Annotated in this window: 19 protein-coding genes; 15 read left to right on the forward strand and 4 right to left on the reverse strand. The window is 37.3% G+C overall.

The features are described from left to right. The first annotated feature begins 293 nt into the window (after positions 1-293). Positions 294-599: a hypothetical protein gene (locus tag ACR65M_RS15930; RefSeq protein WP_440273784.1), complete on the forward strand. Its 306-nt coding sequence runs from the start codon at positions 294-296 to the stop codon at positions 597-599. 121 nt (positions 600-720) lie between these two features. On the opposite strand, the gene ACR65M_RS15935 is transcribed toward ACR65M_RS15930, so the two are convergent. After that, on the reverse strand, positions 721-930 hold the full coding sequence (locus ACR65M_RS15935; RefSeq protein ID WP_440273785.1) for a YjcZ family sporulation protein: 210 nt from the start codon (positions 928-930) through the stop codon (positions 721-723). A 205-nt stretch (positions 931-1,135) separates the two neighbouring features. Between ACR65M_RS15935 and ACR65M_RS15940 the strand changes: the two genes are divergently transcribed. From ACR65M_RS15940 to yiaA, 4 genes are all read left to right on the forward strand, one after another. Beyond that, positions 1,136-1,399: a hypothetical protein gene (locus ACR65M_RS15940; RefSeq protein WP_440273786.1), complete on the forward strand. Its 264-nt coding sequence runs from the start codon at positions 1,136-1,138 to the stop codon at positions 1,397-1,399. A gap of 16 nt (positions 1,400-1,415) precedes the next feature. Continuing rightward, the gene (locus tag ACR65M_RS15945; RefSeq protein ID WP_440273787.1) at positions 1,416-1,727 is read left to right on the forward strand and encodes a hypothetical protein; all 312 of its coding nucleotides are present in this window, start codon (positions 1,416-1,418) and stop codon (positions 1,725-1,727) included. A 99-nt stretch (positions 1,728-1,826) separates the two neighbouring features. After that, on the forward strand, positions 1,827-2,135 hold the full coding sequence (locus ACR65M_RS15950) for a hypothetical protein (protein WP_440273788.1): 309 nt from the start codon (positions 1,827-1,829) through the stop codon (positions 2,133-2,135). A gap of 134 nt (positions 2,136-2,269) precedes the next feature. Further along, positions 2,270-2,734, forward strand: coding sequence for an inner membrane protein YiaA (gene yiaA / locus ACR65M_RS15955; protein WP_341330307.1), 465 nt, complete (start codon positions 2,270-2,272; stop codon positions 2,732-2,734). Between the two features lie 25 nt (positions 2,735-2,759). On the opposite strand, the gene ACR65M_RS15960 is transcribed toward yiaA, so the two are convergent. Both ACR65M_RS15960 and ACR65M_RS15965 read right to left on the reverse strand, forming a co-directional pair. Beyond that, positions 2,760-3,734, reverse strand: a complete 975-nt coding sequence (locus ACR65M_RS15960; RefSeq protein ID WP_341330308.1) for a hypothetical protein — start codon at positions 3,732-3,734, stop codon at positions 2,760-2,762. A 111-nt stretch (positions 3,735-3,845) separates the two neighbouring features. Continuing rightward, positions 3,846-5,171, reverse strand: coding sequence for an alkaline phosphatase (locus ACR65M_RS15965; RefSeq protein WP_440273789.1), 1,326 nt, complete (start codon positions 5,169-5,171; stop codon positions 3,846-3,848). A gap of 333 nt (positions 5,172-5,504) precedes the next feature. On the opposite strand from ACR65M_RS15965, the gene ACR65M_RS15970 reads away from it, so the two are divergent. The 8 genes from ACR65M_RS15970 to ACR65M_RS16005 all read left to right on the forward strand — a co-directional run bounded on the left by ACR65M_RS15970 (position 5,505) and on the right by ACR65M_RS16005 (position 11,556). Then, positions 5,505-5,672, forward strand: a complete 168-nt coding sequence (locus ACR65M_RS15970) for a hypothetical protein (protein ID WP_341330310.1) — start codon at positions 5,505-5,507, stop codon at positions 5,670-5,672. 695 nt (positions 5,673-6,367) lie between these two features. After that, entirely contained in the window at positions 6,368-7,186 is an 819-nt protein-coding gene (locus ACR65M_RS15975; protein ID WP_440273790.1) for an SDR family oxidoreductase, read from the forward strand. 156 nt (positions 7,187-7,342) lie between these two features. Then, positions 7,343-7,522 carry a hypothetical protein gene (locus ACR65M_RS15980; protein ID WP_133372279.1) on the forward strand — a complete coding sequence of 60 codons (180 nt, stop codon included), beginning with the start codon at positions 7,343-7,345 and terminating at the stop codon, positions 7,520-7,522. 97 nt (positions 7,523-7,619) lie between these two features. Next, on the forward strand, positions 7,620-7,907 hold the full coding sequence (locus ACR65M_RS15985) for a hypothetical protein (RefSeq protein WP_341330312.1): 288 nt from the start codon (positions 7,620-7,622) through the stop codon (positions 7,905-7,907). Between the two features lie 21 nt (positions 7,908-7,928). Beyond that, positions 7,929-8,603 (forward strand): toxoflavin lyase-like VOC family protein, encoded by a 675-nt coding sequence (locus ACR65M_RS15990; RefSeq protein ID WP_440273791.1) that lies wholly within the window; start codon positions 7,929-7,931, stop codon positions 8,601-8,603. Positions 8,604-8,647: 44 nt separating this feature from the next. Continuing rightward, on the forward strand, positions 8,648-9,169 hold the full coding sequence (locus tag ACR65M_RS15995) for a GNAT family N-acetyltransferase (RefSeq protein ID WP_341330314.1): 522 nt from the start codon (positions 8,648-8,650) through the stop codon (positions 9,167-9,169). Positions 9,170-9,384: 215 nt separating this feature from the next. Further along, the gene (locus ACR65M_RS16000) at positions 9,385-9,948 is read left to right on the forward strand and encodes a TetR/AcrR family transcriptional regulator (RefSeq protein ID WP_341330315.1); all 564 of its coding nucleotides are present in this window, start codon (positions 9,385-9,387) and stop codon (positions 9,946-9,948) included. Between the two features lie 144 nt (positions 9,949-10,092). After that, entirely contained in the window at positions 10,093-11,556 is a 1,464-nt protein-coding gene (locus tag ACR65M_RS16005; RefSeq protein WP_440273792.1) for a DHA2 family efflux MFS transporter permease subunit, read from the forward strand. 75 nt (positions 11,557-11,631) lie between these two features. Here ACR65M_RS16005 and ACR65M_RS16010 read toward each other — a convergent pair whose 3' ends face one another. Continuing rightward, positions 11,632-12,465, reverse strand: a complete 834-nt coding sequence (locus tag ACR65M_RS16010; protein WP_440273793.1) for a polysaccharide deacetylase family protein — start codon at positions 12,463-12,465, stop codon at positions 11,632-11,634. A 182-nt stretch (positions 12,466-12,647) separates the two neighbouring features. Between ACR65M_RS16010 and ACR65M_RS16015 the strand changes: the two genes are divergently transcribed. Both ACR65M_RS16015 and ACR65M_RS16020 read left to right on the forward strand, forming a co-directional pair. Next, positions 12,648-13,745, forward strand: coding sequence for an FAD-dependent monooxygenase (locus tag ACR65M_RS16015; RefSeq protein WP_440273794.1), 1,098 nt, complete (start codon positions 12,648-12,650; stop codon positions 13,743-13,745). A gap of 285 nt (positions 13,746-14,030) precedes the next feature. Next, positions 14,031-14,594: a GNAT family N-acetyltransferase gene (locus tag ACR65M_RS16020; RefSeq protein ID WP_341330319.1), complete on the forward strand. Its 564-nt coding sequence runs from the start codon at positions 14,031-14,033 to the stop codon at positions 14,592-14,594. The last annotated feature ends 39 nt before the right edge of the window (positions 14,595-14,633 follow it).

The raw sequence follows: 14,633 nt of genomic DNA on the forward strand, positions 1-14,633 counted from the left end.
CGTACCAAACGAAGTGCGGTAGCGTTGAGTTATAAAAAGTCTCAAATTTTATTGTCCACTTTCTTGACAGAAGACCATTATCCTGCCATCTTTGTCCGATAAGTACAAAATTCTGTCCGATATCCAAGATTAGTAGAAAAAAACGAGTACATCATTCAAAATGGCTTGGCATTTTACAAGAGTTCTTGAAGGGAAATAAGATGTTATCCAGAATATAGGAAGGAGAATTTAAATCAGAGCTTAGCGTTAACCAGCTGATTGTGTTAACTACTTGCAAATAAGGAGAGCAGTTTATGGAAAGTTTATTAAGAAAATCAGGTTTTTATGGACTTATATTTGGCTTGGCGATATCTATACTATTTGTCAATTATAAAGATGTTTCACCGATAGATGGTGGTCATATAACAACATATAAACCAGTATTTGATTATATCATTACAATTTTACGGATTGGTATTATTGGCATGTTTTTAGGTCTATTTATTGGTTGGAAAAGCTATGAAAGTAAGCATAAAGCACAACTAAAGTCATATTACCTTACAGTCTTTTTTGCTGTTTTTGTTATCTCCATAATAATAATGATGGTATTTAATTGGTAAACATGTAGTTATCGCATTATTTTACAATTAGTTTATCAATTCTTCTTCTCCAAAAAACAAGAACATATCAGGCAGACATGTTCTTGTTTTTTGTGTGATGTTTTTAAAGGCTAGCTTTTATTTAGCACTTTGGAAAATAGCAAGCACCGATAATGATTAATAAGATAAACAACACAACGATCAATACGAAGGTATTATCGTTACAAGGTTCAGGACAAGCATATCCATAACTAGGGGTAAAATCATAGCTTGGGGCTGTATATGTCGGTTGTGGTGCTACGTAAGGGGTATGAAAAGATGCCGCATTTACGTTAGATAAATTTAGCTCCATGTTCTTACTTCCTTTCTCTTGTGTAGATTCCCTACAGTATACTCACCTAGTCTCAAAATGCCACGTTTCTCTAAGAAAATGGGTCATTGTCACGGGCTGATAAAAGTATTACGGAGAACCTTTTATGTAATATTTTGGTATTGTTGTGTGGTAAAATTGTTTACATAAGTAGCCAGTACATTTCGTGGTTTTGGGGGTTAGTTTGGTGAAGGAAGATAAAAAGTTTTCGTACATAAGTATGTTTTTTGGGGGAGTTGGGACTGTATTAATTTTATTAGCGGCAATTAAGCTACTTGATTCGGATAAATTATATGAGGGGTATCTTGTAATTTTCGGTTTTATATTCACAATCGGTTATATTAACAATTTAGAGTCTAAAGCGGGTGTAAGTAAAAAAGCAACCTGGGTTAGAGCAATCCTTTCCATGGTGGTCTTATTACTAGTTTCATATTTTGTATTTTTCTTATGAATGGAGGGATTGTTAAGTGAGAAAGGGTAAAAAAAGATTTAGTTTGGGTGGGTTACTCGTGATCTTTTTAATCCTATCCTTATTATTTAACCCAACAAAACAAGACTATATAGAATATACAAATTTTAATGAGATCCCAGCAGAATCTTTCAATGAACCAGTTGATATCGAAATAGAAAGGAAAAATTTCTTTATCTTTTCAACTTATGCCCCAAAATTGAGGGTCTTCGAAAGTTACGGCATTGTTCATTTAGGATTTATGAACAGTTTTTTTCAAATCTCTGATGGACAGTACGATTACCCATGGTGGTTAAAACTTTTCAACTAGGCTGTTCACGTAGATGAATATACAAATGATTTTATAAGACGGAATATTTTGAAACTAAACGAAGGGTAGATCCGTATAGACACAAAAGGGGGAGCTGATTTGGCCGAAGTTATTTTGTGTTTGATATTAATGATTCCTTTATATGCAGTGTTAATTTGGACCTACTTCAATCCAGAGGAAAGTATGTTATTCGGGCAAAGGTGGATGTATAAGGGAGAACCTGAGTTTTCGGAACATGCCATTCGTTATACGAAATTTATGGCACGCGTAGGTATTTTACTTATAACAATGGTATTCGTCCTCTTTATTATTGATCATATCATAATCCGACTTATCATCATTCTTGGATTCATTTCTTATGTGATCATCGGGGGCTATCGGTTACTCCAAAAATATTTGGAATCTTAAAATGTCGAAAATTTAGGATGTAAAAAAACGAAAAAATTATCATTTTTTGTAAGCGATTTTTGTATAATGGATTTAGGCACTACAGGGCATCTGCAGTGCTTCCTTTTTTATAAGAAAGATGGAGGGAACATTTGATGGAAAATGAGATTTTGGTAGATAAAGACAAACAAGAAAAACCAAAAGTGAAGGTAGAGCGGAAAGAAGGGGAACCAACTGCAGCCTTTAAAGGGGCTTCGTGGGCAGCGTTATTAGTTGGTGTTGCTGCTTATCTTATTGGTTTATTTAACGCCACAATGGAACTGAATGAGAAAGGGTATTACTTTGCAATCTTAATTTTTGGTCTGTATTCATCTGTTTCTTTGCAGAAAGCTGTAAGAGACAAAGAAGAGGGAATTCCAGTAACAAGTATCTATTATGGAATTAGTTGGGTTGCACTCATTGTATCCGTATCACTAATGGCTATTGGGCTTTACAACGCAGGAAGTATCGTTTTAAGCGAAAAAGGATTTTACGGAATGGCATTTGTTCTAAGTATTTTTGCAGCTATAACCGTTCAAAAGAACATTCGTGATACACAAAAGGCAAGAGAAAGAGATTAAGAGATGAAAAGAGGACCTTCCATCTTTAAAATGGATGGTCCTTTCCTTTTTGTTTTTTTCGTTTCCATAACAAAAACGGGGTCCAACTTAATAAGATAATGAGTAGGATGGATACAAGCGTAAGGGTTACAGTATCCGTCATCAAGATTGCTGTGTAATCTCTAAAATCCATCTTTTTAGCAAAGACCTGATAAGGGTTATCGACATTATAGACGATTGGCATTTCCTCGGTATATTTTTTATAACTATGCCATGTGACGCCCTTTACGATAAAAATACTTTCGTGATCCTTCGGTTTATACATCAAGGAGATGTAGTACTCATTTTCGTTGTAGATTGATGTTCCCCTATCAAAACCACGATCCGTAACAATAGCCATTGTTTCAACATGATTCTTTCCAAAATATTTCTCATACCCGTTTTCAAGTGCTAATTTTGTTTCTGTTGAAAGAAAGAGAAGGAGAGCTAGTATCAAACTACCAAATATAAGTAAAGAAATCACAAAACCTGCAATCTTATTAATATACAAGCGTCTTGAAATAGTTGAAAATAATTTCCTTATTATTTTAATTTTGCCTAACCAATATAAAATATAGCCGATGGGATACAGGCTAAAGACGGTTAACAAAATATAAAACCAGCGTATTTCCTCTTTTAACAGTGTCTCTGTATAAAATTTTCCGTCAACCTCATAACCGGAAATTGTATCCCCAACATCAATTTCTTCAAATAATTCCTTAGAGATTGTAATCATGGAATCATTATGTTTTGTAGGGATACTACTATCGGGCAAGACACCGATTTGGACGGAGAACCTAGGCCCTTCCAATAGTCCATTCACTACATACTTACGCCAAACCCTCTCCTCAACTTGATTTTGCTCCGCTTTTTCAAGGAACTTCCGATGCTCCTGAACGTTATCATAGATCGTATAAAGGATAACTATAAATGCAACCAATGCCAGCAACTTCAACCCATTTTTGTCCCATAAATCTTTCATGAATGACACCCTTAATTTTCCTTTTTGACTAGTATAACATCGTTTAGGGTGTTTTTATTTTCTTTGACAAAAAAAGAGCTGTATCTTAACAGCTCTTTTACATAGTATAGATTAGTTTCCAGGCTTGAATTTGATTTTCATTGCTTCGGCCATTAACACGGGTAGGTTTGTGTTTTCATGTAATCCGCTAAATAAATGAGACCCTGGTCCGAATGCATATAAAGGAACGTCAGTACCAGTGTGCCCTGAGCTTGACCAGCCAACAATTGCACGTTCAGAAACAACTTGATTGATTGCAATCGATGGAGAGTTAGCAGCCTTGATTCTTTCCACTTCGGCAGCAGTTAAATCCAAATTTGTATATTGCTTAACCACTTCCTTTACATTACTGCGGTCAGCGTTCAGTTTGCTTTCCATGAAATCACCAGTTGCTGTAACGTTACGTAAAACATCGAGATTTGCATCTCCTTTTCCATAACCACCGACTGACATCCCGCCAGTATCATGGTCACCAGCAACAATCACTAATGTGTTGCCATCCTTCTTAGCAAATTCTACCGCTTCCTTAACAGCAAGTTCAAATGCTTCACTGTCCTTCATTGCCCATGCAGCATCATTATCATGACCAGCCCAATCAATTTGGCTTCCTTCAACCATTAAGAAGAACCCATCCTTATCCTTTTTAAGAACGTCTATCGCAGTTTCTGTCATTTCTGCAAGGCTAGGCTCGTTGGTTTCATCACGATCTAATTCAGGTGCCATGCCGTCTTCAGCAAATAGCCCGATAAGTTTGTTTGATTTCTGGACTTTTTTAAGCTCATCGTGATTTGTAACATATTGATATCCATTTTTGACGGCCTCATTCAGTAAGGTTTCAGGGAAGTATTTTTTACCTCCGCCAAGAATAACATCGACATCATTTTCTAGCAATTGTGGTGCAATATCTGCTTCATTTGAACGTGAAGCTACATGAGAAGCAAATACAGCGGGTGTTGCATGTGTAATTGTTGAAGTTGCAACTAAGCCTGATGATTTTCCTTTCTCTTCAGCAACTTCAAGAATTGTTTTTAAATCTTTCCCATCTGGAGATGTACTAATCATCCCATTATTTGTTTTGATTCCAGTTGCCATAGCTGTACCTGCTGCGGCTGAGTCGGTCACCTCTGAGTTAGAGGAATAGGTGCGATGCATCCCAACAAGCATTGAATCAAGCACAGTTTCCTCACCTTTATACCATCTGTAGTTCGTTGCATATGAAGCAGAGTAGCCGTCTGGAACCATAAAAATAACATTTTTAGCTTTACCATTATTCGTATCTGGCTTACTTGATTTCGCATCAGCAGTAGGAACTGAAAAGTTTCCAACAAGGGCTCCAAGTGCGAGTGAAGACACAACAGCAAACGGGATCAGTTTCTTTTTAATAGATTTGTTTTTCATTACTATTCCTCCTAAAATGTTGTTAGGATTAGTATAGAATTCGAGTTTGAATATCGCTTTACTAGAAAGTAAATAAAAGGTTAATAGGAAAAAATGGTACAAACCTCATGCTTCATATATATCTATAAAAAGATAAATAGATATTTTAGCATAATCTTTTTAGCTATTACGGTTAGTTAATTGGTTCCTTTTGATGGGAAGTTTCAGTATAACTTTTGAGATGGGAAGTGAAGGTAATTCGAATGTACTAGACACGCCTACATCTTTTATTTACACTTCTGATACAATATTTACTTTTTTAGCTAAAACGTTTAAGGATTAGGGGGACTCATCATGAGATGTGGAGCAAAATGCTTTCTGGTTGAAATAGAGGTAGACGGAAAAGTAAAAGTTGAGTCAGTCAACGCAAGAACATCGGCGGAAGCGAGAAAACATATCCGAAAACAATTGGGGCAAGACACTGAAATTCTGACAGTTAAAGAAGAGAAGAAGAAAGTATAATGATAAAAGGGTATGTTTGGGATGGGGGAAACTAACGTAAAAAAGATGATTTAATGTGTATGAATTGTTTGAACGATTCCATGTGCGTTGTCTATGACAGCGCATTTTTTATTGTTTTTTTAGGTTATTTTCGTAAACTTTGTTGCTCTTTGATCCGATTATGCAAGGGGTATATTATTGTCCATTCAGTGATTTCAGTGGATGGTACGAGATCCTCGAAAATGCTTGCATTTTTTTCGTGCGGTGTAGCTTCAAGGAAGCAATTCAACGTCCTGCGGGAATAGCGAGCCAGGTGAGACACCGCAGTGAACATAGCGACTTGTCCAGTTCCAGCGGCTAGAAATTCGAGAAATTTCAACTCCTCCTTCAGAGGCAAAAAACTCCTCTTTGTCGGAGTCTCCGACGCACAGGACGTGCTAGTGCCGACTCCGCCACAGGACGTGGCGCTTTAGTCGGCCAATTTTCTCGTTTCTGTGCAAGCCGCCTCCACATTTCATTGAGGAGGCTTGCGGATCGCCCGCGGAAAGCGAGTACCAGGAGTGGAAATCACCCTACATATAAAAGCAAAAATCTTTTAGAAAAAAGCCTTTTTTAAAAAGAATAGCTAAAAAAACGGATGTAAATTCTGGAAGCACATGCTACTTTATAAGTAATGTAGAGTAATACAAATCTAAATAAAAGGGAGATCGCGATTGATGAGCCAATTCATTCGAGACCAATATCCACTTAAAGGGAAAAATGTACTAATTACTGGAGTTAGCCGTCGCCAAGGGATTGGGTATGCTATAGCCCGCCAAGTGGCTGCATGGGGAGCATCTGTTATGATTCATCATTTCCAGCCGCACGATCAAGATCAATCATGGGGTGCGGATGATTTGAGTGAAGTACTGAAAGGTATTAACGCAGAGCTAATAGAAGGTGCATTTCTATATGACATAAGCGGGAATTTTTTAGAGCCTGAAGAACCAAAAAGGGTGATGGATGAAATCCGTAATAAATGTGGACATATAGATGCTCTTGTTTGCAATCATGCAATGAGTGGTAGCGATGGTTTACTTGGTGAACTGACTGTAGAAATGTTAGATAAACACTGGGCTGTAAATGCACGCTCGTCCATTCTACTCGCACAATATTTTGCAGCTCAACATGATCCTAAATCAGGCAGAGGAAAAATTATTTTCATGACCTCGGGACAAAGATTAGGTCCCATGCCAGGAGAAGTTGCCTACGTTGCTTCGAAGGGAGCGCTTGCTGATGTAACGCTGACACTATCAGATCAATTGGCTGATCAAAACATTACTGTGAATACCGTGAACCCGGGACCAGTTGATACGGGGTATATGACCGAGGAATTATGGGAACATCTTAAACCCATGTTCCCATTTGGAAGGATTGGGCAGCCGGAAGATCCAGCGCGTCTTATTGCGTGGTTATTAACGGATGAAGCTTCGTGGATGACCGGACAAATTATTAATACAGAAGGAGGCTTTGGACGTTGGCGTCATCCTTCCTGATGGAGGAGTTTAAAGCTGTACGTACCAGTCTTAGAAACGATAAATGCTTTACCGGAATCACACTCAGATTAGGGAGTTTTAGGAATATTGTCATGAACTGAAGAATAAACGTTATAATACAAGCCTTCCTAATCTTTTCGTTAAGGTGCTGATTTTTTGAATAGGAATAAGAATATTAGTGTAGCAATTCTTTTGCTGATTTTGATACTCGTTATTCTGATTGTCCATGTGATCCTTCATGTAAATGTGTATGTTGTCTACAGCGCAAGTCTTGGTACGATTTTTATGATTGGCCTTATCATATTTCTCATTGTTTTACTCATATTAAAAACATAACCGTCTAAAGAGGTGTTAATCAAAGAAGGATTAACACCTCTTTTTGTTGAACTAAAGTAATATTACAGTTGTCATTTCTTACAAATTGGAGGTTCCTATGGCGTTTCTATTTTGGCCGTTTATGATTGTATCACTTATCCTTTCCGTTTTATCAATCTATAAAAGAAAACCTTTATTACTCGTAATATCAGCTGTGCTTATAGTACCACTGTCACTATATCTTGCAGCTACACCACGTTTTGAAATATGGGGACTTATATTTCCATTGTTTTATGTCGGGGCTGCCGTGTCCCTAGCCAGAAAAGTAAAATGGTTATCCATTTTGCTGGTATCTCCAAATTTTATTCTTATTGGGTGGATAGGATTTTCGGTAATGAATCAGTAATTTGTAGAGGAGTGTCTCAACATGGAAGTACAGGTAATAAAATTACAAACAGATAGTATGAATGCAATGAAGAAGTTCTATGCTGACCTTTTCGGATTTCCATTAATAAATGAAAATAAAAGTAGCTTTCGAATTAAAGTAGGTTCTAGCGAGTTAGAATTTACTACGGAAAATGTAAAAGGGAATCCGTTCTATCACTTTGCCTTTAATATTCCTTCTAACCAGTTTAGTAAAGCTAAGTCATGGGTCAAAGAGAGGGTGGAACTAAATGTGGAGGATGGGGATGATGAAGTCTATTTTTCTTTCTTTTCCGCACATGCTTTCTATTTTTACGATCCAGCTGGGAATATTGTAGAGTTCATTTCAAGGCAGGGCTCAAAAGAAGAAGCAAAGCCATTCTCGATAGACAATGTGATAAATATTAGTGAAATAGGACTTACAGTAAATGATGCAATTAGTGCTGGCACTCGGTTAATAGAAATTGGTATAAATGAGCGTGACAATAATCCACTTAGTCAAACATCACTAAATTTCATGGGAGATAAATCAAAAGGAGTATTCATCATATTAAATCAACCTGGGAGAAGATGGATCTTTTCCGATAAAATCTCTGCAATATTTCCAATTGAAATTTTAACAACAGATGGCAGAAAAATTATAGTTAATTCTGAAAATCTGATAGAAGTGTATGAATAATAACCACTATTTTGTTTTTTAATTATTTTGGAAGGTGAATGTATATGCAACAAGTAACATTAATTCGGCCATCACTAGACTATCAATTTGAATATCTATCTTTCTACAATGAATGGAAAGAAAGTAATGAAGATATGGTACCTTGGGTGATTAGTAAAGACCCATCAAATTTTCAAGATATGCTTCAATCTCTATTTGATGCTGAAAAAGGAGAAAATCTCCCGGAAAATTGGGTACCTGACTCGACCTTTTGGTTAGTTGGTGAAAATAAAAAAGTAATTGGTGCAGTAAATATCCGCCATCGATTAACTGAAACGTTATTCAACAGTGGTGGTCATATTGGATATGGAATCCGTCCCTCTGAGCGACGTAAGGGGTACGCATCGAAACTTTTAGCGTTATCTTTAGAAAAAGCGAAAGAACTTGGGATTCAAAAAGCCTTAGTTGTTTGTGATGAGGATAATATAGGTTCATTAAAAACAATAGTAAATAACGGTGGGGTACCTGATACGGACTTTATCGAAGAAGATGGAAATGTAATTAAAAGGTTTTGGATAGAAATTTAGATACTTTTGCTTAAGGTTAGAACTAGATAGTTTCCTTCGCACCAGCATTAATTCTCTCCGGATTAATGCTGTTTTTTTGCTATTTTTAAGATAATTTATTATACATAATTGATGGTTAACACTATATTCATAGCAAAAAACACTTGACTATAAGGAAAATTTTTTGGTAAAGTTACAAACAGACCGGTTGGTATGGTGGAGGTGTACTACGGAGAATGGATACAAAATCGCTGATAATCGAAATCGCGACAAAGCTCTTCCAGCAAAAGGGTTATATAGGTGTTGGACTAAATGAAATTTTAAAAGCATGCAATATTTCAAAAGGTTCGCTTTATCACCACTTTCCAAATGGAAAAGAGGAATTGCTTATTGCTTGCCTCCAAGAACTGAATGCAACCATTACTCAGGACATTGAGGCGATATTTGAACGGTGCCCGAACACAATAGATGCTACCAACGCTATGATTGATCAATTAATCGTTCATTTTGAAACTGAAGGAACGATTGCTGGATACACGTTTAGCAGTATTGTCAGCGAGATGGCTTCGCTAAGTGAGCCCGTCCGCAATGCTTGTTCTCTTTTATATAATAAAATGCAACAGATTTATTCGAACAAATTAGTAGCAGATGGATTTTCGAGAGAAGCGGCGGATTCTATCGCCCTCGCGATGGTGGCGATTGTTGAGGGTGGAATGATGCTTTGTTTAACACAAAAATCAAGCCATCCACTAGTAACCATTTCTCAAGTACTTCCAAATTTATTACATGGTAAGTGCTAAGTACCCAAAAAAAGAATAATATGGTTTTTGAAAAACGGCTAATTCCACTTTTTCATGAGCACAGCTCAGGTAGAAGAGGGATTGGCTTTTATTTTGCCAAAAACAGACCAAACTCAGGTCAAATCAAAGAATAAGGAGATTTTTATGAATACACTATTACAAGTCAAAAGCCCTAAGATGATGGCATTTATTTTAATGTTTGGTACCTTTATCGGATTGTTTGGTGAAACAGCATTAAACATGGCCTTAACAAATATTATGGGTGAATTTTTAGTTAAACCTGCAATTGCCCAATGGCTGACCACAGGATATTTATTAGTTTTAGCGATACTAGTACCAATTTCTGCCCTGTTGATGAAATGGTTCTCTACGAGACAATTAGTAATTGGGGGATTAGTTATTTCACTTTTAGGAGCGGTATTAGCTGCCCTATCTCCAAATTTTGCAATATTATTAGTTGGCCGTATCGTGCAAGCAATCGGAACGGGTGTTTTAATACCAGTGATGACGAGTGTTCTTTTAATTATTTTTCCTGTTCATAGACGTGGAGTGGTAATGGGGATTATGGGGCTTGTTATTACATTAGGACCTGCCTTAGGACCCACACTTTCAGGAGTCATTATTAGTACGTTAGGTTGGCCATATATTTTCTGGATTAGCACTCTTTTATATATGTTATTGACACTTTTTGCAGTAGTTAAGATTGAAAATGTATCAGAAATTACGAAACCTAAAATTGATTTTTCATCAGTTGCTTTATCATCAATCGGTTTTGGCGGATTAATTTACGCATTGGCATCGATGGCCGAAGCTCCTATCTCAGCTCCAATCGTTTGGGCACCTTTCCTTATTGGGATCATCGCGCTTCTATTATTTGGCGTTCGCCAAATGAAAATGGATCAACCTATGGTTAACTTACGTGTATTTAAGTACCCTATGTTTACTTTGGGAACAGCGACGATGTTCCTCGGTATCCTAATGATTTTATCAGCGGGTATTCTCTTACCAATGTACCTAAAGGATGCATTATTGTATAGTGCAGCAGTGGCTGGGTTATTATTACTTCCTGGTAATGCCGTCAATGTAGTGATGTCGCCGATTGTTGGAACTTTATTTGACAAATTCGGACCACGTGTGTTCGTTATTATGGGTTCAGTTGTGATTCTAATTGCAAATTTCATGTTTGCCTCTGTCATATCAGCATCAACTCCTGGTTGGCAAATAATCGTTGCATTTATGCTTTTCTTCTTTGGGATCACAATGGTAATGATGCCATCACAAACAAACGCACTTAACCAGTTGCCACGTGAATTATATGCGGATGGTTCAGCTGCAATGAACACATTGAATCAAGTAGCTGGAGCAGCAGGTACAGCGATAGCGATTACGTTATTTACAGCTGGTCAAGGAAGTTATGTAGCAGAAGTTCCTGCTGCATCAAATCCGGAAGTTTTAGCTGCAGGTGTAAAATATGCATTCTACTTTGTTACTGGAATTTCAGTTAGTACATTCATTTTATCTTTATTTGTAAAAAAGGGGTCCGCTGTTGGGGAAAAATCTTCGTCAACTGTAAAGGCGACAGAACCTGTGTCATTAAGAAATGTATGAACTTTTTGTGATTGGCGAAGCAAACCAAAAGAAAAAAAGCGCTAGTTTCCACTAAGCGCTTTTCTCTAGGTTTATTTATTTTTTCACCAAATCATTCATTTTCAGCTCAAACTCAGCATGGTCTCCAAGTGCATGTGGAACTTGAATACTTATGATAACAGCATCATCAAGGAAGTATGAAAAAACACCATAAGGGTTTTCTTCAGGATTTGGATGATCCGCTTTCGTAATGGCATCAATAAGCGTTTGTAAATTAATAGTATTTAAGTATTCAACAATAGCAGCCTGTTTTTCCTGATTTGGCTCTTTTGGATTTTCCCAATCAATGTAAGGTGCATTTCGCAATTTTTCAATAAAACTTGCATCAATTACATACTTATCCGATAGCCTTACTTTTTCTCCTTTTTTCCAGTCAATAGTGGTGGTGAAAAGGAGGCTTGTAGGATACATCCCACCATGATAATCACCAGTATATTGAATACTAAAAGTATCAGCATTTGGTAATAGGATTTCGTAATTCATTACAAGGGAAGAGTCACTACCATGATATTGCTCTATAAAAAGCGTTGCGTCTTCTTTAATAAGAGTATTGATTTCCTGCTCAATATTCTTATCCTGCATTTCATTTAGTTGAGGATAATGAATTGTAAGTTCCCCATCCTCATAAGTCGCTGTATCTATTTCAAAAGGTTCAGTATTTGTTTCTTCTTCTACATGCTTTGATGGCGTATCTTCTTCATCTACTTCTGTTTCTTCTGCTGGTGCATCATCGTTCTCATCGGTTTCTCCTTGTTTTGGTGATGTATTATCTTCTTCATTCACCTGTTGCGATAGTCCTGTCTGCTCGCCACTGCAGCCTGCTAAAAATAGGGCACAAGCAATCACAATCAGTAAAAGGATTTTATTCATTCAACTCTCCCCTTGAAAAATATTCCAAATCATTACTCTCTATTTTATTACAATCATTTATGGAAATGAATATCAGTTGACCAAATAAAACCTGATTGTTATCATTTAATTATCGTTTAGTGAACTTTGTTTCTTATTAGGAAACCTTTTTGCATCATACGATTATAATAGAAGGTGATAACATGAATTTGCAGACAGATGTTTGTATTGTGGGCGGGGGTCCTGCGGGTGCTCTACTTGGCTATTTAATGGCGAAGAAGGGTATATCAACAATCGTAGTTGAGCGTACTTCTGGAAATGAACGTGAATTTAGAGGTGAGCACATCAACGCAGAAACCGAAGCAATATTAAAAGAACATCAACTTTTCGATAAAATAGAAGCACTTGGATTATTAAAGATGAAAAAGGTTCAATATATTAATGGCAGTCATATTGTAAAAACAATCACACCAACCACTGAGGATCACGTTGGTATTCATATACCGCAGCCCCATTTTTTAACGGCTGTTTCTAACGAAGCAGCACAGTTTCCAAACTTTCAGTTGCTTGTAAACACAACTGTCACGGGGTTAGTTCAGGATGAGCAAGGAAACTATACAGGTGTAAAAGCGAAACAAAATGGAGAAGAAATCAACATTGCGAGTAAAATCGTAGTGGGAACGGATGGCCGTTACTCAACTGTTCGAAAACTTGCGGGTATTGCGGCTTCTGAGGAATCACATGGATATGATGTGCTTTGGGCTAAAATTCCAGCACCTGCTGATTGGGAGCCTTCAACAAAAATGGTTCTTGCCAATGGACATCAACTAGCTTTGTTTACTCAAACAGGTGGGATGATTCAAATTGGTTGGAACATTCCAGAAGGTACATTCAATTCTTTACGAAAGCAGCCGCTAGAGCCATTTTTGGAGCCACTTTTAACAAGCTTTCCAGAATTAGAGTCAACTGTAAGAGAGCAGATTCAATCGTGGAAGAACTTCGTCTGCCTAAAAGTTTTTAGTTCAAATGCAGACACTTGGGTAAAAAATGGCCTCATCATCCTTGGAGATGCAGCACATACCATGACACCAACAGCAGCGATTGGCATTAACTGTGCAATTAAAGATGCACATGTATTGGCACCAATTCTCGAACAAGCATTAAATGCAGGCGATTTTAGTGAAACAAGATTAAAAGAATTTGAGCTTGTAAGACGCGTGGAAATCGAACAACAACAAGAAATGCAGTTTGAAAAAGAAGAGGCATTCATAGAGAATTTCCTAGAAGTCGTTGGAAATTAAGCATGCAGTAGTAAAACGCTGCATGCTTTTTAATGCCGAAAAAGAGCTAAAAGCAGTAAATTCAGGGGCTTGCGTACCCCTTTTTCTGATTTCGTTTGGAGATCAGGCACGATTCAGGCGCTTGCGTACCCTTACCGCCCATTTCGTTTAGCAATCAGGTACGAGTATTTTTTCACAGTCACGGTTTAAATAAAAGAAAGGATTTTCTCTGTTGATACCGAATAAAACATATATATAGGTAATATATTGGAAATTAACGTTTAGAAAGATAGCAGGGGGATCAAGATGAATCTAGTTAAAGTAAAAGGAGAAAAAGTCACCTTACGTCAAGTTGAAAAAGAAGATTTACCTGTACTTTGGGAACTGCGCTACGGTAACCCAAATCCTGAATGGAAAAAGTGGGATGCGCCTTATTTCACACATAAGTACATAGATAAAGAAACGTATTTAAAAAAGGCTGAACATCAACTAGCCATGCAACACCACCCATTAGATCACATGATTATTGAAGCCGATGGTCAAATCATCGGATCCGTTATTTTCTATTGGGAAAGTGAAGCCACAAGATGGCTTGAGATGGGTATTGTTATCTATCTTCCGGAATATTGGGGGGATGGATACGGAACCGAGGCGATGAAGCATTGGATAAACTATTTATTTGAAACGATCCCATACATCGAAAGAGTCGGATACACGACATGGTCAGGTAATCATCGTATGGTCAAGGTTGGCCAAAAGCTTGGCATGACACTCGAGGCGCGTATGAGAAAATGTCGCTACTATAATGGCTTCTACTACGACTCAATCCGGATGGGGTTGCTAAGAGAAGAATGGGAACAAGAAAAATAAGAACTCGAACCTGCATTCCTAAAGAAATGCAGGTTTTTT

Source organism: Ferdinandcohnia sp. SAFN-114 (assembly GCF_059415045.1).